Origin of the sequence: Plantactinospora sp. KLBMP9567 (assembly GCF_033446045.1) — a bacterium.
Taxonomy (GTDB): domain Bacteria; phylum Actinomycetota; class Actinomycetes; order Mycobacteriales; family Micromonosporaceae; genus Plantactinospora.
On record NZ_JAWQRR010000022.1, the window covers coordinates 1 to 17,838 of the forward strand.

At 72.1% G+C, this 17,838-nt stretch carries 14 protein-coding genes; 13 read left to right on the forward strand and 1 reads right to left on the reverse strand.

Annotation, left to right across the window (positions count from 1 at the left end; translation table 11 throughout):
• Positions 1–8 precede the first annotated feature (8 nt).
• The gene (locus R6Y94_RS17725; RefSeq protein ID WP_318397233.1) at positions 9–530 is read left to right on the forward strand and encodes a hypothetical protein; all 522 of its coding nucleotides are present in this window, start codon (positions 9–11) and stop codon (positions 528–530) included.
• 151 nt (positions 531–681) lie between these two features.
• Here R6Y94_RS17725 and R6Y94_RS17730 read toward each other — a convergent pair whose 3' ends face one another.
• Positions 682–1,767 carry an IS630 family transposase gene (locus R6Y94_RS17730; RefSeq protein WP_318396974.1) on the reverse strand — a complete coding sequence of 362 codons (1,086 nt, stop codon included), beginning with the start codon at positions 1,765–1,767 and terminating at the stop codon, positions 682–684.
• 197 nt (positions 1,768–1,964) lie between these two features.
• On the opposite strand from R6Y94_RS17730, the gene R6Y94_RS17735 reads away from it, so the two are divergent.
• The 12 genes from R6Y94_RS17735 (at position 1,965) to R6Y94_RS17790 (ending at position 17,800) form a co-directional block, all read left to right on the forward strand.
• Positions 1,965–2,219: an acyl carrier protein gene (locus tag R6Y94_RS17735; RefSeq protein ID WP_318396975.1), complete on the forward strand. Its 255-nt coding sequence runs from the start codon at positions 1,965–1,967 to the stop codon at positions 2,217–2,219.
• Complete coding sequence (locus tag R6Y94_RS17740) at positions 2,206–3,774, forward strand: class I adenylate-forming enzyme family protein (RefSeq protein WP_318396976.1); 1,569 nt, start codon at positions 2,206–2,208, stop codon at positions 3,772–3,774. The genes R6Y94_RS17735 and R6Y94_RS17740 overlap by 14 nt, the downstream gene beginning before the upstream one ends.
• A gap of 144 nt (positions 3,775–3,918) precedes the next feature.
• A complete protein-coding gene (locus R6Y94_RS17745) occupies positions 3,919–4,638 on the forward strand; it encodes a Phenylacetic acid catabolic protein (RefSeq protein WP_318396977.1) in 720 nt (239 codons plus the stop codon).
• A gap of 139 nt (positions 4,639–4,777) precedes the next feature.
• Positions 4,778–5,908, forward strand: coding sequence for a 4Fe-4S cluster-binding domain-containing protein (locus tag R6Y94_RS17750; RefSeq protein WP_318396978.1), 1,131 nt, complete (start codon positions 4,778–4,780; stop codon positions 5,906–5,908).
• Positions 5,909–5,937: 29 nt separating this feature from the next.
• Positions 5,938–6,195: an acyl carrier protein gene (locus R6Y94_RS17755; RefSeq protein ID WP_318396979.1), complete on the forward strand. Its 258-nt coding sequence runs from the start codon at positions 5,938–5,940 to the stop codon at positions 6,193–6,195.
• Complete coding sequence (locus R6Y94_RS17760; RefSeq protein WP_318396980.1) at positions 6,192–7,031, forward strand: SDR family oxidoreductase; 840 nt, start codon at positions 6,192–6,194, stop codon at positions 7,029–7,031. The genes R6Y94_RS17755 and R6Y94_RS17760 overlap by 4 nt, the downstream gene beginning before the upstream one ends.
• Before the next feature lie 22 nt (positions 7,032–7,053).
• Positions 7,054–10,017, forward strand: coding sequence for an AMP-binding protein (locus R6Y94_RS17765; protein WP_318396981.1), 2,964 nt, complete (start codon positions 7,054–7,056; stop codon positions 10,015–10,017).
• The gene (locus R6Y94_RS17770) at positions 10,014–11,162 is read left to right on the forward strand and encodes an acyl-CoA dehydrogenase family protein (protein ID WP_318396982.1); all 1,149 of its coding nucleotides are present in this window, start codon (positions 10,014–10,016) and stop codon (positions 11,160–11,162) included. The genes R6Y94_RS17765 and R6Y94_RS17770 overlap by 4 nt, the downstream gene beginning before the upstream one ends.
• A complete protein-coding gene (locus R6Y94_RS17775; RefSeq protein ID WP_318396983.1) occupies positions 11,159–12,046 on the forward strand; it encodes an SDR family oxidoreductase in 888 nt (295 codons plus the stop codon). Before R6Y94_RS17770 ends, R6Y94_RS17775 begins: the two co-directional genes overlap by 4 nt.
• Positions 12,043–14,025, forward strand: a complete 1,983-nt coding sequence (locus R6Y94_RS17780; RefSeq protein ID WP_318396984.1) for an FAD-dependent oxidoreductase — start codon at positions 12,043–12,045, stop codon at positions 14,023–14,025. Before R6Y94_RS17775 ends, R6Y94_RS17780 begins: the two co-directional genes overlap by 4 nt.
• Positions 14,022–16,001 carry an ATP-binding cassette domain-containing protein gene (locus R6Y94_RS17785; protein WP_318396985.1) on the forward strand — a complete coding sequence of 660 codons (1,980 nt, stop codon included), beginning with the start codon at positions 14,022–14,024 and terminating at the stop codon, positions 15,999–16,001. Before R6Y94_RS17780 ends, R6Y94_RS17785 begins: the two co-directional genes overlap by 4 nt.
• Positions 15,998–17,800 carry an ABC transporter ATP-binding protein gene (locus R6Y94_RS17790; RefSeq protein ID WP_318396986.1) on the forward strand — a complete coding sequence of 601 codons (1,803 nt, stop codon included), beginning with the start codon at positions 15,998–16,000 and terminating at the stop codon, positions 17,798–17,800. Before R6Y94_RS17785 ends, R6Y94_RS17790 begins: the two co-directional genes overlap by 4 nt.
• Positions 17,801–17,838: the final 38 nt, after the last annotated feature.

Below are 17,838 nucleotides of genomic sequence, written 5' to 3' on the forward strand. Positions count from 1 at the left end.
AGTCGGTCATGCAGGCCGACAAGGACCACAAGGATAAGAGTGACAAGAGCAAGAGCGACAAGGACCGTAAGGGCGGTAAGCCGTCGCGGGACAAGCTCGTGCCGCATGGTGTCCGGGGTGAGCAGTCCCGGATTCCGTTGTCGGGTGAGCAGTCCGAGAATGTGAAGGCGATCGTGAAGGCCACGAAGAAGGCTGGTCTGGACGAGCGTGCCGCGGTGATCGCGGTCGGTACCAGCCTTCAGGAGTCGAAGCTGGAGAACCTGGGTCATCTGGGTGACCGTAACGACCACGACTCGCAGGGGCTGTTCCAGCAGCGTCCGTCGTCGGGTTGGGGAACGCCGGAGCAGATCACCGATCCGGAGTACTCGACCACCGCGTTCCTGAAGGGACTGCGCCAGGTTGACGGTTGGCATGACCTGCCGCTGACTGCCGCGGCGCAGAAGGTGCAGGTGTCGGCGTACCCGGACGCGTACGCGCAGTGGGAGGACCAGGCTGCTGACCTGGTCGCCAACACCTGGAACAACAGCTAACGAACGAACAAGCAAGCGACACACCCGCTGGCCGGGTCCCCACCACGGGGACCCGGCCAGCGGCGTCTCCACCCCCGGGTGCCGGCCCAGTCGTACCGTCGAGGCCGTCTCACATGTCGGTTAGCCCGCGCCGCGCGGGCATCCTGACCAGTCACTCGGCGGCGGCCGGCGCGTCGGAAGTCCTTTCAAGAAATTTGGCGAGTGACTTGCGGATGTCTTCGGCGGTTCTGGTCCATACAAAGGGTTCCGCGCTCTTGGCCCAGGTGGCGACCCATCGGCGGACGTCTCGGTTGCGAGGGCGCCGGCCCGGGTGACCGCCGGGGCCGAGGAGGTCCTCGACGGCCAGGACGAACCAGCGTTCCACCTGGTCGAGCCAGGACCAGCCGGCCGGAGTGAAGTGGACGTGGAACCGGGGGTGCCGGTCCAGCCACGTTCCGACCGTCGGCGTCCGGTGGAGGTCCTGGTTGTCGCAGACGACGTGCACCTGCAACTCGGCGGGGACGGCCCGCTCGATCGCGACGAGGAACCTCCGGTATTCGACGCCCCGGTTACGGCGCTGCCGTTGACCGGTCACGATGCCGTCGACGGGGTCGAACGTGCCGAACCGGCTGGCCGGGCCGGGGCGCCAGAGGTCCGCAGCCGGATGTCGGGGCGTCGCCGGGGTGGCCGGCTGGGGGCGGTGTCGGTCCCGCCCCGGGGGTCTCGGGTCCACGCAGAGCACGACCGCCCGGTCCGGCGGGTTGTGGTAGAGGCCGACCACGTCGACGACCCTGGACACGAAGGCCGGATCGGTGGCGAGGGTGAACCCGTCCTGGACGTGCGGCTTGAGGTCGAACCGCCGCCAGATCCGCCCGACCGTCGACGGGGAGAGTCCGCTGTGCGCGGCCATCGACGCCCGCGACCAGCGCCGGGCGTCCTGTGGCATCGACTCGAACGTGGCGTGCAGCACCTGCTCGACCTGGTCCGCCCCGACCGACGGCCGGCCGGCGCGCCGCTTGTCGGCGAGCCCGGCAATCCGCTGCGCCGCGAACCGGGACCGCCACTTGCCTACCGTCGGCAGTGAGACGTCGAACCGGGCCGCGACCTCGGTGTTCGTGGCGCCGTCGGCGCAGGCCAGCACGATCCGGCAGCGCAGGGCGTACGCCTGCGTGGAGTGTGCCGCGCGGGCACCCCGGATCAACAAGGCCCGTTCCTCGTCGGTAAGCACTAATTCGATCTTTCCCCGCCCCCGTGTCATGGGCGCGATTATACATCGACGTAAACGAATTAAAGGCGCGTACCGTACGGCGTGGTGCCGGTGTCGGTGGCACGATAATCCCCTCCTGGACAGCCCATGGAAGTCGTCGGTATGTTCCCGACCAGTACCCGAGGTGAGGGAAGTCCGCTGTCGCAACGTCGCGGTGGCCCCGTGGAATGACATGGAGACCGCCCTAAGTGACCACGAGCGATCTGCAACTACAGATGACATCGATCTGCACGGAAGTGCTCAATCGGTCTACTCTCGGACCCGACGACGATCTGATCGAACTCGGCATGGACTCGGTCGCCGCGGTCGAGATCGTCACCCGGGTCGAGACGACCTACGGGGTGGACGTCGTCGACGTCATCTTCGACACCCCCACGGTGAACCGCCTCTGCGACGTCGTCTCCGGAGCCACCCGACGTGGCAAACCCCATGCCGCCGCCTAGCCCGCTGGCCGAGCCGGATCCCGCGGTCACCACCAACCTGCTCGACCTCGTCTCGGGCGCCGCCGAGGCGTACGGCGACCGGCCGTACCTGCTGCCGGCCGAGGAGGGCGGCCCGGCCGTCACCTTCGCGGACGTGCTGACCTTCACCAGGGGCTGCGCCGCGCTCCTCGACGAGTACGACGTGCCGCCGGGGGCCCGGGTCGCGACGGTCATGCACAACTCGCCCCTGGCGGCGCTGCTGTTCCTCGGCGTCATCGCCGCGCAGCGCACCCTGGTGCCGCTGAACCCGAAGTCCGGGGCGGGTGAACTGGACGCACTCCTGGCCCACTCCGGGCCGGTGTTCGGGTTCGGACCCGCGTCGGCTGCGGCACAGCTGCGGGCCGACCTGCCCTGGAGATCCGTCGACGACGAGGCGGCGGTCCTCGCCGACATCCTGGCCCGGGGTGCGGCGTACCGGGGGGAACTGGCCGGTCGCGGCGCCGACGGCGGAGGCGACGCCGAAATCGTCTACACCTCGGGATCCACGGGTACCCCCAAGGGGGTCGTGCTGTCCCACCGGGCCCTGCTCGCCAACTCGCTGGCGATGGTGCACTGGGCGGACGCCGGACCGGACGACGTCCTGCTCAACGTCGTTCCGCTGTTCCACGCCGGCGGCCAGGGGTTTCCGACCCTGACCCCGCTCTGGTCCGGCGGCCGGACCGCCTGCGTACGCTCCGAGCTGGCGATGGTGCGGTTCTGGCACTATGTGGACCGCTACCACCCCACCTGGACCCTGGTGGTCAACGCCTACCTGGCGAACCTGGTCGAACGCCCGGAACGACCGGCCGCGAGCCGGCTCAAGGGCGTGCTGGCCGGCGGCTCGGCGCTCAGCCCGGAACTGATCCACCGGTTCGAGAGCACCTTCGACATCCCGGTCTACCAGGTGTACGGGATGACCGAGATGACCTCGCTGACCACCGTGGAACCGCGGGACCGCAAGCCGGGCGAGCCGCGTACCGCCGGAGCGCCGGTGTCGTTCGCCCAGGTCCGGGTGGTCGACCCGGCGGGCCGCGACGTTCCGGCCGGTGAGAACGGCGAGGTGCTGCTCAGCGGCCCGAGCATCTTCACCCGGTACGAGAACGCGCCGGAGCTGACCCGGCAGCGGTGCAGCGACGGCTGGGTCCGCAGCGGTGACCTGGGACATCTCGACGAGAACGGCGAACTGTCCATCGTCGACCGGATCGACAGCATGGTCATCGTCAGCGGCGAGAACGTCTATCCGGCCGAGATCGAGAACGTCGTGCCCCAGCTCGAAGGCGTCGAGGATGCGGTGGTCGCCGCCCTGCCGCACCCGGTGACCGGCGTGGAGCTGGTGCTCGTCTACCGCCTGCTCCCCGGTGCGGTCGCCCGGGACGACGAGTGGCGCGGCGCGCTGCGCAGGAACCTCAGCACCTTCAAGGTGCCGCGCCGGTTCGTCGCCGTCGAGGAGATCGGCGTCGACAGCTTTCCGCGTACGCCACTCGGAAAGATCCAGCGACCGGAGGTCCAGCGACTGGCGATCGCACACCTGACCTGAGCGGTATGGCGACCGCGGTCCGGAGAAACGGGGGACATCTGTAAAAACGGTGTGGCGGACAAGTTACAGCAACGTTTAGCGACGGGAACGCAGATTCCTTTTTGGTCCCAATAGTGTGTGGTTGTCGACGCGAGGTGGTTCTCCATGTCAGTCCAGATCTTCGACGACGAGGAAGTCGTAGTCCGCACTCCTGAAGAGCTGAAGCGCATGCCTCGCGGCTATCAGAAGGCGCTGATCAGCCAGATCATGATCAATACGGAGGGCGAGCTCTCCGGCGGGGACGACTACACCATGATGTTCCTGCCGCTGGCCCCGAACGCCGAGGAGCGCCAGGTGTGTGCGGAACGCGCGGCGGAGGAGTACGACCACTACAAGATCGGCAAGCGCGTACTCGCCGAGATCGGCATCGACACCTCGCACATGGAGAGCCAGACGATCGAGGAACGCCGGCTCTTCGCGGACAAGCGGCTGCACCAGTGCACGACCTGGGCCGAGCGGGGGATCTACTCCTACATCGGCGAGGAGAGCGCGCTGATCATGATCAAGGAGTTCGCGCAGGGCAGCTACAAGCCCTGGGCCGACGCCGTCCGGACGATCATCCTCGACGAGAAGATCCACATCGCGCACGGCGCCCGGGTGTGCCGCAACCTGGCCACCACCGAGGAGGGGCGCGCGCAGTTGCAGGCCGGGCTGAACCGGCTCTGGCCGGTCTTCCGGGACCTCTTCGGCACGCCGGAGTCCGAGCGCGCCAAGCGGGCGGTCCGGTACGGGCTGCGCAGGACCACCAATGCCGAGGCGCTGGCGCAGTGGGAGAAGACCGTGACCCCGCGCATCCACGCCCTCGGCCTCGTCGTGCCCGACTGAACCTTCCCGCCTGAACAGCGCGCGGCGCACGCGCCCCGACCTGCCGCTTGCGGCCACGACCGACCGCGGGCGGAGGTCGAGGAGGAACACCCCGCGCGCCGATCAGCCGGACCCGAGGACCCCGAAAGGACGTCGTGCCATGCCCACGCCGATCGTGATCAATCCACGGACACCGTCCCGCCGGGAGGCGAAGGCCAAACTGCACGCGTTGCTGGCCGGCCGTCCCGACCTGGCCGAGCGGCTCCAGGTGGTCCGGGACATGGGGCTGCGGGTCAGCGCCTGCGAGGTGCACCTCACCACCACCTGCAACATCCGCTGCAAGGGATGCTGGTATTTCGAGGGCGGCTTCGACGGCGCCGTCCGGGAGACCTCGGACCCGGTGCTGATCGCCGAGTTCGTCGACTCGCTCGTCGCCCGGGGCGTCACCCAGGCGACCCTGATCGGCGGGGAACCGACGCTGGTACCCGCGCGGATCGCGCCGTTCGTCGAGCGGCTGCCGTACATCACCATCTCGACGAACGGGCTGCGGCCGGTACCGCGCGCCGGGCTGGAGAGCGTCGCGGTCGCGATCAGCCTGTTCGGGGGCGGCCCGCTGGACGACGCCCTGCGCGGGTACCGGGTGAACGGCTCGGCCTTCTCCGGGCTCTTCGAGACCGCGCTCGGGCACTACCGCAACGACCCGAGGGTGATCTTCGTCTTCGCGCTCTCCGAGGAGGGCCTCCAGTACGTCGAGCCGACCGTGCGGGCGATCCGGGACAACGGCAACCAGGTCACCTTCAACTTCTACTCCGCGCACGGCAGCGATCACGCGCTGCGGATCGAGAACGAGCAGCGCACCCTCGACGAGGCGTTGCGGGTCAAGGAGTCCTATCCGGAGACCGTGGTCAGCCACCCGTACTTCATCGAGACGCTCATCTCCGGGCGTACCCACTGGGGTGGGCAGTTCGGTTACGACGTCTGCCCGAGCATCAGCGTCGACCACCCGGACCACGCCGAGCGGATCCGCAACGGCAACCCGGTGCTGGACGGCTTCGCGGTCTACGGCGCCGACTACCAGACCCTCCAGTTCTGCTGCACCTCCGGCAACTGCGCCGACTGCCGGGACAGCCAGGGCGTCTACAGCTGGCTGCTGGTCAGCATGAACCGGTTCCTCGACGACGTGGGCCGGCTGGAGACCTGGCTGGACCTGGCCGAGAGCTACTGGCGGCAGTGGTACTGGGCGCAACTGCACTCCGCCAACTTCGCCCGCCGCGCACCGATGGCGGCCTAGCCACCCGATCCGACCGAAGGAGCCCGCGTATGTCCTCGCCATCGACCTCCGTCACCGCCTCCGCCGTCGAGGAGCGTCTGCGCGCCGAGCTGATCGACCTCGGCGTCGACGAGGAGGCGATCACCCTGGACGCCAAGTTCGACAAGCTCGACATCGATTCGCTGGACGTCGCCGACCTGATGGCCATGGTGGCCAAGGAATACAAGGTGGAGATCCCGCGCAGCGAGCTGGCTGACGTCACGATCGGGCAACTCGTCGAGCGGATCGTGGCGGGCGTGTCGCGTTGACCTCGCTGCTGAGCCTGGACAAACACACCTATTTGGTCACCGGGGTCCTCAACAACGAGTCGATCGCCTGGCACGTGGCGGCCGCGCTGCAACGGGAGAACTGCGAGGTCGTGCTGACCTCGTACGGGCGGGTCGCCCGGATCACCCGCAAGGTGGCGGAGCTGCTGCCGTCCCGCCCCGAGGTGCTGGAGCTGGACGTCATGTCCGACCAGAGCGTCGACGCGCTGGCCGCCACGGTCGAACGCCGCTGGGGGCACCTGGACGGGGTGGTGCACAGCATCGCCGCCGCACCGCCGGAGGCGCTCGGCCCAGGGTTCGGCAGCACCCCGGCCGGCGAGGTGCTCGACGGGTTCCGGGCATCGTCGTACTCGTTCCAGCAGCTCGGCACCGCGCTGGCGCCGCTGCTGGCGCGGGCGCCCGGCGGTGGTGCGGTGGTCGGGCTGACCGTCGACTCCGCCCGGGCGCTACCCGGCTACGGCTGGATGGGCGTCTACAAGTCGGCACTGGAGGCGATCGCCCGCTATCTGGCGATGCACCTCGGACCGTCCGGCATCCGGGTCAACCTGGTGGCCGCCGGCCCGATCGAGACGGTCTCGGCGCGCGGCGTGGGCACCTTCGCCGCGCTCGCCGAGCAGTACGAGCGGTGGGCGCCGCTCGGCTGGGACCGGGCCGACCCGACCCGGGTGGTCGGGGCCGTGCTCTTCCTGCTCTCGGACCTGTCCCGCCACACCACCGGGCAGGTGGTGCACGCCGACGGCGGGATGCACGCCGTGTTCGGCGGAGTCGACCCGGCCGCCGGCAGCACGGCGTCGCGGCCGGACGCCACGGCCGGCTGACCACATACTGCGGGGAGGGAACGTGCGTCTCGTCGTCAAGGGGACGAGCGAACCGCTGGTGGGCGAACTCGACGTACCGGCGTCGAAGTACCACGCCCACCGCGCGCTGATGCTGGCGTCACTGGCCGACGGGACCAGCCGGATCCACGGCGGCTGCGGCGCCGGCCACGTGCAGCACACCATCCGGGCCCTGCGCGACCTCGGCACCTCGGTCACCGTCACCGGCGACACCTTTCTGGTACGCGGCGGCCGCTACCGACCGCGCCGCCCGGACATCTCGGTCGGCAGCTCCGGCACCACGCTGTACTTCCTGACCGGGCTGACCGCACTGGCCGAGACACCGGTGACCATCACCGGCCAGAAGTACTTCCGGCGCCGGCCGATCCGGCCGCTGCTCGACGCGCTGGCCGGAATCGGCGTGGAAATCACGTCGGCGGACGGGTTTCTGCCGATCCGGGTCGCCGCCCGCCCGCCGGCCGGGGGCCGGGTGGAGATCCCCGGCACCCTCTCGCAGTGGATCTCCAGTCTGCTGCTGGTCGGCGCGTTCGCGACCGGCCCGACCGTGGTCGAGGTGGTCGGTCCGTTCAACGAGCGCAGCTACGTGGACCTGACGATCGCGATGATGCGACGGTTCGGCCTGCACGTGGCGGTGCACGGCGGCGGGCGGCGGTTCGAGATCGAGCCCGGACAGCGGCCCACCCCGGCGGTGGTGCACCTGCCGCCGGACGTCGGCGCGGCGGCGTTCGGCCTGGCCGCGACCGCCCTGCATCCGTCCGACGTGCTGTTCCGCAACCTGCCGGCGGTCGCCCCCGGCGAACTCGACCATCCGGAGGCCGACCTCTTCGAGAGCCTGCGGGTGATGGGGCTGCCGCTGCTGCGCGACCCGGCGACCGGCTTCCTCCGGGTCCGGCACGACGGGTCCAGGCTCGATCCGGTACGCGTCGACTGCCGCGCCGTGCCGGACATGCTGCCGGTACTCAGCGTGCTCGGCGCGCACGCGCACGGCAGCACCGTACTGGAACACGTCGCGCATGTCCGGCTCAAGGAGTCCGACCGGGTCACGGCGATGCTGCAACTCAACCGGATGGGCGGGCGGCTGCGGCTGGACGGCGACCGGCTGGTCTGCGAGGGCGTCCCCCGGTTGCGCGAGGCGGACCTGTCGTCGTTCAACGACCACCGGGTGCTGATGGCGCTGGCGGTGGCTGCCACCCGGGCCGGCGGGCAGAGCCGGTTGACCTATCCGAACGCGCACCGGATCTCCGATCCGCAGTTCCTCGACCAGATGAACTCGATCGGCCTGAACATGTCGGTGGACCGCTCCCGCGTCATCCGCACCCCGCGCCGGCCCGCCCTGCCCACGCCGGCCCGGCTGGCCGCGACCCCGGTCTCCGAGCTGGTCCGCCGGCACGCCCGGGAGCGCCCGTACGCCGACGCGGTGGTCGAGGTCGAGTCGCCGGGGCGGCCCGGTGGAGTGCTGAGTTGGCGCGACCTCGACCGGCGGGCCGACCAGGCGGCGGCCCTGCTGCTGGAGCTCGGCGTCGCCCCGGGCGACGTGGTCGCCTGGCAACTGCCGAACTGGCCCGAGTTCGTGGTGCTCGCGCTGGCAGCCACCCGGATCGGGGCGGTCTGCTGCCCGCTGATGCCGTTCTTCCGGGAGCGGGAGGTCGAGTCGCTGCTGCGCCGGTCCCGGGCCCGGGTACTGGTGATCTGCGCCGAGTTCCGCGGCCGGGCGTACGTCGCCGAGACCGTGTCGGTGCTGGACCGGCTCGCCCCGCCGGAGGTGGCCCACGTACTCGTGGTCGGCGGCACCGGTCCGCTGCCGGCCCCCACCGGCGGCGTGCGGTGGCAGCGGTTCGCCGAGGCGCTGGCCCGGCAGCGGCCGCACCCCGCGACCCTGGCCGCGAGGGCACCCGCCCCGGACGCCCTCGCGCAACTCCTCTTCACCTCCGGCACCTCCGGAGAGCCGAAGGGCGTGCTGCACCGGATGGCGACGCTGACCCGGGCCGCCGCCATGCAGGCCCGGCACCTCGGACTGACGGCGGAGGACCGGCTCTTCATCCCCTCGCCGCTGGCCCACCAGACCGGCTTCCTCTACGGGATGTGGCTCGGCTTCGTCCTCGGCGCCCCGGCGGTGCTGCAACCGATCTGGGACGGCCCGGCCGCCCTGGCCGCGCTGCACCGCACCGGCGGCACCTTCGTGCAGGCCGCCACCCCGTTCCTGGCCGACCTGGTCGAGGCGGTCGAGGACGGCGGCAAGCCGCCGCCGGCCCTGCGGGTCTTCGTCGCCACCGGCGCCGCCGTGCCGCGCGCGCTCGCCGAGCGGGCCACCCGGACCCTGGAGGCGGCCGTCTGCGGGGCGTGGGGCTCCACCGAGTCCTGCCTCGGCTCGCTCTCCGCGCCCACCGACGAACCCGCCCGGGCCTGGGGTACCGACGGCCGGGCGCTGCGCGGGGTCCGGCTGCGGGTGACCGACGACCACGGCAACGTGCTGGCGGCCGGGGCGGAGGGCAACTTCGAGGTGACCAGCAACTGCCTCTTCGCCGGCTACCTGGACCATCCGGAGTGGACGGCGGCGGCGCTCACCCCGGACGGCTGGTACCGCAGCGGCGACCTGGCGGTGATCGACGAGGCGGGCTTCGTCCGGATCACCGGCCGGGTGAAGGACGTGATCAACCGGGGTGGCGAGAAGATCCCGGTGGCCGAGGTCGAGCAGTTGCTGCACGGCCACCCCGCCGTCCGCGAGGTCGCGATCGTCGCGATGCCGGACCGGCGGCTCGGCGAGCGGGCCTGCGCCTTCGTCGTACCGAGGCAGCCGGTCACCTTCGCCGAGCTTCGGCAGTTCCTGGACGAGCACCGGGTGGCCAAGCAGTACTGGCCGGAACGGCTGGAGACCGTGCCCGAACTGCCCCGCAACGTGGTGGGGAAGGTGCAGAAGTTCGTGCTGCGGGAGCGGCTGCGCGACACACCCGGCGAGGAGGAGCAGTGACCGGCAACGACGACCCCTCGTTCGCGACCCTGGTACGCGAGGTCGAGTCCTTCGTACGCGGACCCGGCGAGGAGTACGCGGCGACGATCGAACGTACCCGTGCGGTCCCACCCGAACTCTGGACCGAGCTGCGCGACCGGGGCTACCTCCGGCTGGCCGCCCCCGCCGAGTACGGTGGCGCCGGCCTTTCCTTCAGCCGCTACCTGGAACTGCTCGAACTCTTCTCGATGTCGCACGCCTCGATGCGGATGATCGTGCACGTCTGCAACGGCGTCTGGCGGGCGATGGACCAGTTCGCCACCGACGAGCAGCGCAAGCGGTTCGTGCTGCCGCAGGTAGCCGGGGACCTGCGGGTGGCGTTCACGCTCACCGAGCCGACCGCCGGCACCGGGGCGGACCTGCGCGCCAGCGTGGTCCGGGACGGCGACACCTACCACCTCTCCGGCGAGAAGCACCTGATCACCTTCGGGGCGAGCTGCGACTACTGGCTGCTCTTCGCCCGGCTCGCCGGCACCAGCGGCAAGGACGGCACGGTCGCCCTGATGGTGCCCCGGCAGGTGCCCGGGGTACGGGTCGAGCCGATGCCGGACACCATGGGCGTACGCGGCACCGACCACGCGCACCTGATCTTCGACCGCGCGCCGGTACCGGTGGCGAACCGGCTCGGCGAGGAGGGCGCCGGGCTGGCGGTCGCGCTCGGCGGCTTCCTCACCCCGAGCCGGATCGGGGTCGCGATGACCTGCGTCGGCCTGGCCCGCCGGGCCCAGGAGCTGGCGGTCGCGCACGCCGGCCGGCGGATCACCTTCGGCAAGCCGCTGGCGGCCCGCCAGGCGGTGTCGTTCGCGCTCGCCGAGAACGCCGCCGACATCGAGGCCGCCCGGCAGCTCACCCTGCACGCCGCCCGGCGGTGGGAGGCGGGCCAGCCCGACGCCGGGGCGCTCTCCTCGATGGCGAAGCTGGTCGCGGTGGAGATGCTGACCCGGGTCACCGACAAGGCGCTCCAGGTGCACGGCGGCATCGGCTACTGGGAGAGCAGCCCGATCGAGCGCGTCTACCGGGACGCCCGCGCCCAGCGGTTCGAAGAGGGCACCAACGAGATCCAGAAGACCGTGATCGCCCGAGAGATCCTGGGAGGGATCCGGTGACCAGCTATCAGGGTACGACCGCGTTGATCACCGGCAGCTCGCGCGGCATCGGGCGGGCGCTGGCGCTGACCCTGGCCCGGGGCGGCGGCACGGTGGTGGTCAACTACAAGAAGAACGCGGAGCTGGCGGAGCAGACCCGCAAGGAGATCACCCAGCTCGGCGGTACGGCGCTCACCGTCGCCGCCGACGTCGAGCAGCCCGAGGAGGTCGACCGGCTCTTCGCGGCGGTGGAGGCGGAGTTCGGCCGGCTCGACTTCTTCGTCTGCAACGCGGCGGCCAGCTCCTTCAAGAACATCCTCGACCTGAAGCAGCACCACCTCGACCGCTCCTACGCGATGAACACCCGCTCCTTCGTGCTCGGCGCCCAGCATGCGGTACGGCTGATGCGCGACGGCGGGCGGATCGTGGCGCTCTCCAGCTACGGCAGCATCCGCGCCTATCCCACGTACGCGAACCTCGGCGCCGCCAAGGCCGCCATCGAGGCGTGGGTCCGCTACATGGCCGTCGAGTTCGCCGGTCGGGGCATCAACGTCAACGCGGTGAACGGCGGCATCATCGAGACCGAGTCCTCCGAGTACTTCTACAACGTCCCCGGGATGGCACCGCTGTCCACCGTGCTGCCCCGGATCCCGAAGGGCCGGATGGGCAGCCCCCAGGAGGTCGCCGGCGTCGTCGCGTTCCTGCTCTCACCGGCGGCCGAGTACGTCACCGGGCAGACACTGGTGGTCGATGGCGGCCTGTCGATCGTCGCCCCGCCGTTCACCCAGGACCTGAGCGCCCCGCTGAACCTTTCTCAACCTGAACAGCGCGGCGTGCCCGTGCCGACTTCCGCCTGCGGCCAGGACGGACCGCAAGGGGAGGTTGAAAAAGGTTCACTCACATGACCTTCCTGGACAACGTCTTCCGGGCCGGCCGGATCGGAGCGCTGGTGCTGCCGCACCGGGTGGTGATGGGCGCCATGCACCTCGGCTGGGAGACCCGGGACGACGGGGGAGCGGCGCTGGCCGCGTTCTATCTGGCCCGGGTCCGGGGCGGTGCCGGGCTGATGGTCACCGGCGGTGCGGCGGTGAGCCCGGCCGGTGCCGGCGGCGCCGGGTACGGCGTGCTGACCGACCCGGCGTTCCGGCACCGGCTGCGCCGGGTCGCCACCGAGGTGGCCGAGGCCGGTGGCCTGCTCGCCCTGCAACTCTTCCACGCCGGCCGGTACGCCAAGCCGGGCCGGGCCGGCCCCCGGCCGGTCGCGCCGTCCGCGGTGTTCAGCCCGTTCTCCCGGCAGCTTCCGGAGGCGCTGCCGGGCACCGAGGTGGAGCGCACCGTCCGGGACTTCGCCCGGGGCGCCGTGAAGGCCCGCGAGCTCGGCTTCGCCGCGGTGGAGATCATGGGCTCCGAGGGGTACCTCGTCGACCAGTTCCTCTCCCCGCTGACCAACCAGCGCGACGACGAGTGGGGCGGCGACCCGGTGCGTCGGATGCGGTTCGGCGTCGCCGTGGTCCGGGCCGTCCGGGAGGCGGTCGGTCCCGACTTTCCGGTGGTCATGCGGATGACCGGGGACGACCTGATGGCCGGCGGTACCGACCGGGAGACCGTACTCCGGTTCGCCCGCGCCCTCGCCGACGCCGGGGCCGACGCGCTGAACGTCGGGGTCGGCTGGCACGAGTCGCCGACCCCGACCGTGCAGGCGATGGTGCCGCCGGCGCACTGGGTACCGGTCGCCACGGCCATCAAGGCGGCGGTCGGCGCGCTACCGGTGATGGCGAGCAACCGGATCGCCCGGCTGGCCCAGGCCGATGCGGTGCTGGCCGGTACCGCCGTGGAGTTCGTCTCGATGGCCCGGCCGTTCCTCGCCGATCCGGCACTGGTCGACCGGAGCCGTCGGGGCCTGCCGGTCAACGTCTGCGTCGCCTGCAACCAGGCCTGCATCGACCGCTCCCTGGTCGACAGCCCGGTCTCCTGCATGGTCAACCCGGCCGTCGGGCGCGAGCCCGTGCCGGCGGCGGCGGAACACGGCGGGCGGCCCGGCACGGTCGCGGTGCTCGGCGCCGGCCCGGCCGGGCTGACCGCCGCCCACCGGCTGGCGCTGGCCGGGCACCGGGTAACGGTCTACGAGGCGGACCGGGACGTCGGCGGCCAGTTCCGGCTGGCCTGCCGGGTGCCGGGCAAGGCCGACTACGCGGACGCGATCGGCTACCTGGTCGCGGAGCTGACCCGGCTCGGCGGCGACATCCGCACCGGCCGGCCGGTCACCGCCGCCGACCACGGGCTGCTCAGCCGCTACGACGGGATCGTGCTGGCCACCGGGGTACTGCCGAGACCGGTACCGATCCCCGGTGCCGACCTGCCACACGTGCGCGACTACGCCTCGGCGTTCTCTGCCGGGGCGCTGGCGGAGCGGGTGGTCGTAATCGGCGGCGGCGGCGTCGCGGTCGACCTGGCCCACCTGGCCAGCCATCCCGCCCCGGACCGTCCGGCCCGGCAGGTGACGGTCCTGCACCGGGGTGACCGGCTCGGACCCCGGCTGGGCCGGTCGACCCGCTGGGCGATCCTCGCGGCCCTGCGCGACCAGGGGGTGCGGATCGTGCCGCGAGTCCGGGACCTGCGGATCGACGCCGACGGCGTGCACCTGGTCGACGCCGAGGGGACGCCCCGGACGGTACCTGCCGACACGGTGGTGATCGCCGCGGGCCAGCTCCGCAACGACGTTCTGACGGCGACGGTACGCCGCACCGGGGTCTGGTACCGGGTCGTCGGCGGCGCCCGGGACACCTCGGGGCTGGACGCCGTCCGGGCGTTCGACGAGGGCTACGCCGCCGCGCACGCGTTCTCCCGGGTCCGCGCACGAGACCGGGTCGAGGAGCAGGTATGACCAGTTCGGAGCGGAAATCCGCGCTCGGGGTGCTCCGGCGGGTCGCTGCTGACCGCTGGCGGATCCTGCGGCTGCTGCCCCGGGCCGGGTGGCCGGCGGTGACCGTCGCGATACTCAACAACCTGCTGCTGGCCGCCGCACCCGTGCTGTTCGTCGTCGAGACGAGCCTGCTGGTCGGCCGGCTGCCCGCCGCGGTCCGCGACGGGGTGGACTCGGCCGCCTTCGACCGGCTGGTGACCGCGTTCGTGGTAGCGGCCGGGGCGCTGTGCGCGCAGCAGGTGCTGGCGCAGCTCCAGGTCGCGACCGGGCTGCTGGTGCAGCGCCGGATCGACGGCGAGGTCGCGGACCAGCTGATGGACGCCGCGCTGAACAGCGTCAGCATGGCGCCGCTGGAGGACCAGGCCCGGCTCGACCAGCTCACCGAGGCGTCCCGCGAGGTCGAGCACGGCATCCAGAGCCCCGGAGCGGCCTGCGCCGGGATGCTGGCCCTGGTCGCCCGCTACGGGCAACTGGCCGGGTACGCGGCCGTGGTCGGCGCCGTCTTCTCCTGGCCGGCCGGGATCGGGCTGCTCGTCGCCGTCCTGGTGTTCCGGCACGGCCAACGCGGCGGCCTGCGCAAGTACGCGGCGATATACGGCTCGATCGTGCCCCGGGTACGGAAGCTCAGCTACTTCCGTGGCGTCGCCACCGGCCTGCCGGCGGCCAAGGAGATCCGGATCTTCGGCCTGCTGCCCTGGCTGCGCGACCAGTACCGGTCGGCGTACCTGGACTGGATGCGTCCGGTCTGGGCGGAGCGGCGCCGGGTCTACCTCAAGCCCTACTTCGGGTACACCGCGCTCGGGCTGCTGGTCGTGGTCGCGCTGCTCGCCGCGCTGGGCCGCAGCGGGGCGACCGGGCAGGTCGACCTCACCCAACTGGCACTGGTCGTCCAGGCCACCCTGGCGGCGATCCAGTTGGGTGACTTCTATCCGGAAGCCGACGTGCAGACCCAGTTCGGCATGAACGCCTACCGGGCGGTGCGGGACTTCGACGCCGGGATGCGCGCCTCGGCCGACCCGACCACGGCCACCGGACCGCCCGGTGCCGCCGCACCGGCTACGGCTGCCGGACCGACCGGCACCACCCCGGCGCTCGCGGCCCGGCCCGGCACCGAACCGGCCGTCCCGGCGGCGATCAGCTTCGAGTCGGTGTCGTTCCGCTATCCGCACCGGGCCACCCCGGTCTTCACCGGCCTGGAGCTGACCCTGCGCCCCGGGGCCTGCACCGCGATCGTCGGGCTCAACGGTGCCGGCAAGACGACCCTGGTCAAGCTGCTGACCCGGCTGGCGATCCCGGACTCGGGCCGGATCACGGTCGGCGGGCGCCCGATCGACGATATCCCGACGGCCCGCTGGCGGCGGAGCCTCGCCGTCATCTTCCAGGACTACCTGCGCCACCAGAGCAGCGCGGCGGACAACATCGCGCTCGGCGCCGTCGAGTACGCCGGGGACCGGGCCGGCATCCGGGCCGCCGCCGAGGCCGCCGGCATCCTCGACGCGCTCGACGCACTTCCGCTGGGCCTGGAAACGCCACTGAGCAGCCAGTTGCGCGACGGGGTGGAGCTCTCCGGCGGCCAGTGGCAGCGGCTGGCCATCGCCCGCGCGCTGTTCGCCGTCCGGCACGGTGCCTCGGTGATCGTGCTCGACGAACCGACGGCGAGCCTGGACGCCCGGGCCGAGGCACGCTTCTTCGACGAGGTGGTCGCCGCCACGGCCGGGGTGACGAAGGTGCTGATCTCGCACCGGTTCGGCACCGTCCGCCGGGCGGACCACATCGTCGTACTCGCGCAGGGGCGGGTCGCCGAGGAGGGTACGCACGAGGAACTGCTGCGCCGGGGCGGCCGGTACGCCCGGCTCTTCGCACTCCAGGCGGCACGGTTCCGCGACGGGCCCGGCCGTACCCCGGTGGGTACCGCCGGAGAGCGGGGGGTCGGATGAGTCGAGGACTGCCCTCGGCCGCCTGGACCCTGTGGCGGACGTCGCTGCGGCAGGACCGGCGCAAGGCGGTCACCGCGCTGGCCCTGGTGGTTGCCGGTGCGGCGGCCTGGCCGCTGGTGGCGGTGCTGCTGCGTACCCTCTTCGACGCCGCGAGCGCCGGGCGCCCGCTGGCGGCGAGCCTGGCCGGGATCGGCGTGGCCGTGCTGCTGATCGCGGGGCTCACCCTCGGGCACTTCGCGCACATCGCCTACTTCGAACTCTCCGAACTGGACGTGCTGCACCTGCACCAGGAGCTGATGGCGGCCACCAACGGGTCGTCCGGGATGGCGCACCACGAGCGGCCCGAACTCGCCGACAAGGTCGCGGTGCTGGAGCAGGACATCGAGCAGTTGCGGGTCGGTCTCCAGGCGGTGCTGACCGGGGTCGGGCTGGCCGTCGCCATGGCGCTGACCACGGCGGTACTCGGCTCGCTGCACCCGCTGCTGCTGCTCCTGCCGCTGGTCGCCGTACCGCCGCTGCTGGCCGGCAGGTGGGCGGAGCGGATGGTGGACCGGAGCCGTGAGGCCACCGCCGAGACCACCCGGCGGGCGCTCGGGCTGTTCCGGCTGGCCACCTCCGCCGCCGCCGGCAAGGAGCTGCGGGTCTTCGGCCTGGCCGACGAGGTACGGCACCGGCACCGTGGACTGTGGCAGGACGCCACCGGGCGGCTGTGCCGCAGCCAGACCGTGGCGAGCCTGGTCCGGATGCTCGGCCAGTCGGCGTTCGCGGCCGGCTACATCGCCGCGGTACTGGTGATCCTGCGCGACGCGGTCGCCGGCCGCCGCAGCGCCGGTGACGTCATCCTGGTGATCGCGATCGCCGCCCAGGTCAACCAGCAGGTGGCCGCGGCGGTCGGGGTGTTGCAGGACCTCCAGCGGCTGCGCAGCGTCTACCACCGGTTCGACGAGGTGCACGAGCTGGTCCGGGCCGACGAGCCGGCTCCCGCCCGGTCGCCCGGCACCCTCGCCCCGGCGCCGGACCGGCTGCGCGACGGCATCCGGCTGGTCGGCGTCGCCCTGCGGTATCCGAGTGCGTGCCGGACCGTGCTCGCCGACCTCGACCTGCACCTGCCGGCCGGCAGCACGGTCGCCGTGGTCGGCGAGAACGGCGCCGGCAAGACCAGCCTGGTCAAGCTGATCTGCGGTCTGCTCCGGCCGACCGCCGGCCGGATCCTGGTGGACGGCGTCGACCTGGCCGAGCTGTCGGCGCCGCACTGGCGCGAGCGGATCGCGGCCGGCTTCCAGGACTTCGTACGGTTCGAGCTGCCGGCCCGGCGCACCGTCGGTCTCGGCGACCTGCCCCGGCTCGACGACGAGGCGGCGGTGCGTACCGCGCTGGACCGGGCCGGCGCCGGCGACCTCCCCGGAGCGCTGGAGGCGGGCCTGGACACCCCGCTCGGCAAGAGCTATGCCGACGGCGTCGAACTCTCCGGCGGCCAGTGGCAGAAGCTCGCCCTCGGCCGGGCGCTGATCCGGGACGATCCGCTGCTGGTGGTGCTCGACGAGCCGAGCGCGGCGCTGGACGCCGAGGCCGAACACGCGCTGTTCGAACGCTACCGGCAGCAGGCCGCCCGGGTCGGCCGGCGTACCGGTGCGGTCAGCGTCTTCGTGTCGCACCGCTTCTCCACCGTCCGGCTCGCGGACCTGATCGTGGTACTCGCCGACGGCCGCGTCGAGGAGGTCGGCAGCCACGCCGAACTCGTCGGCGCCGGCGGCCGGTACGCGGAGATGTTCGACCTGCAGGCCAAGGCGTACCGATGAGCAGGGCGGCGGGATCCTGCGCGACCCAGGTAGGGAGG

Bases quoted from the DNA above. Each gene is read 5' to 3' on its own strand.
- R6Y94_RS17725 (WP_318397233.1), top strand. From the start codon at position 9: ATGCAGGCCGACAAGGACCACAAGGATAAGAGTGACAAGAGCAAGAGC.
- R6Y94_RS17730 (WP_318396974.1), bottom strand. From the start codon at position 1,767: ATGACACGGGGGCGGGGAAAGATCGAATTAGTGCTTACCGACGAGGAA.
- R6Y94_RS17740 (WP_318396976.1), top strand. From the start codon at position 2,206: ATGCCGCCGCCTAGCCCGCTGGCCGAGCCGGATCCCGCGGTCACCACC.
- R6Y94_RS17745 (WP_318396977.1), top strand. From the start codon at position 3,919: ATGTCAGTCCAGATCTTCGACGACGAGGAAGTCGTAGTCCGCACTCCT.
- R6Y94_RS17750 (WP_318396978.1), top strand. From the start codon at position 4,778: ATGCCCACGCCGATCGTGATCAATCCACGGACACCGTCCCGCCGGGAG.
- R6Y94_RS17755 (WP_318396979.1), top strand. From the start codon at position 5,938: ATGTCCTCGCCATCGACCTCCGTCACCGCCTCCGCCGTCGAGGAGCGT.
- R6Y94_RS17780 (WP_318396984.1), top strand. From the start codon at position 12,043: ATGACCTTCCTGGACAACGTCTTCCGGGCCGGCCGGATCGGAGCGCTG.
- R6Y94_RS17785 (WP_318396985.1), top strand. From the start codon at position 14,022: ATGACCAGTTCGGAGCGGAAATCCGCGCTCGGGGTGCTCCGGCGGGTC.
- R6Y94_RS17790 (WP_318396986.1), top strand. From the start codon at position 15,998: ATGAGTCGAGGACTGCCCTCGGCCGCCTGGACCCTGTGGCGGACGTCG.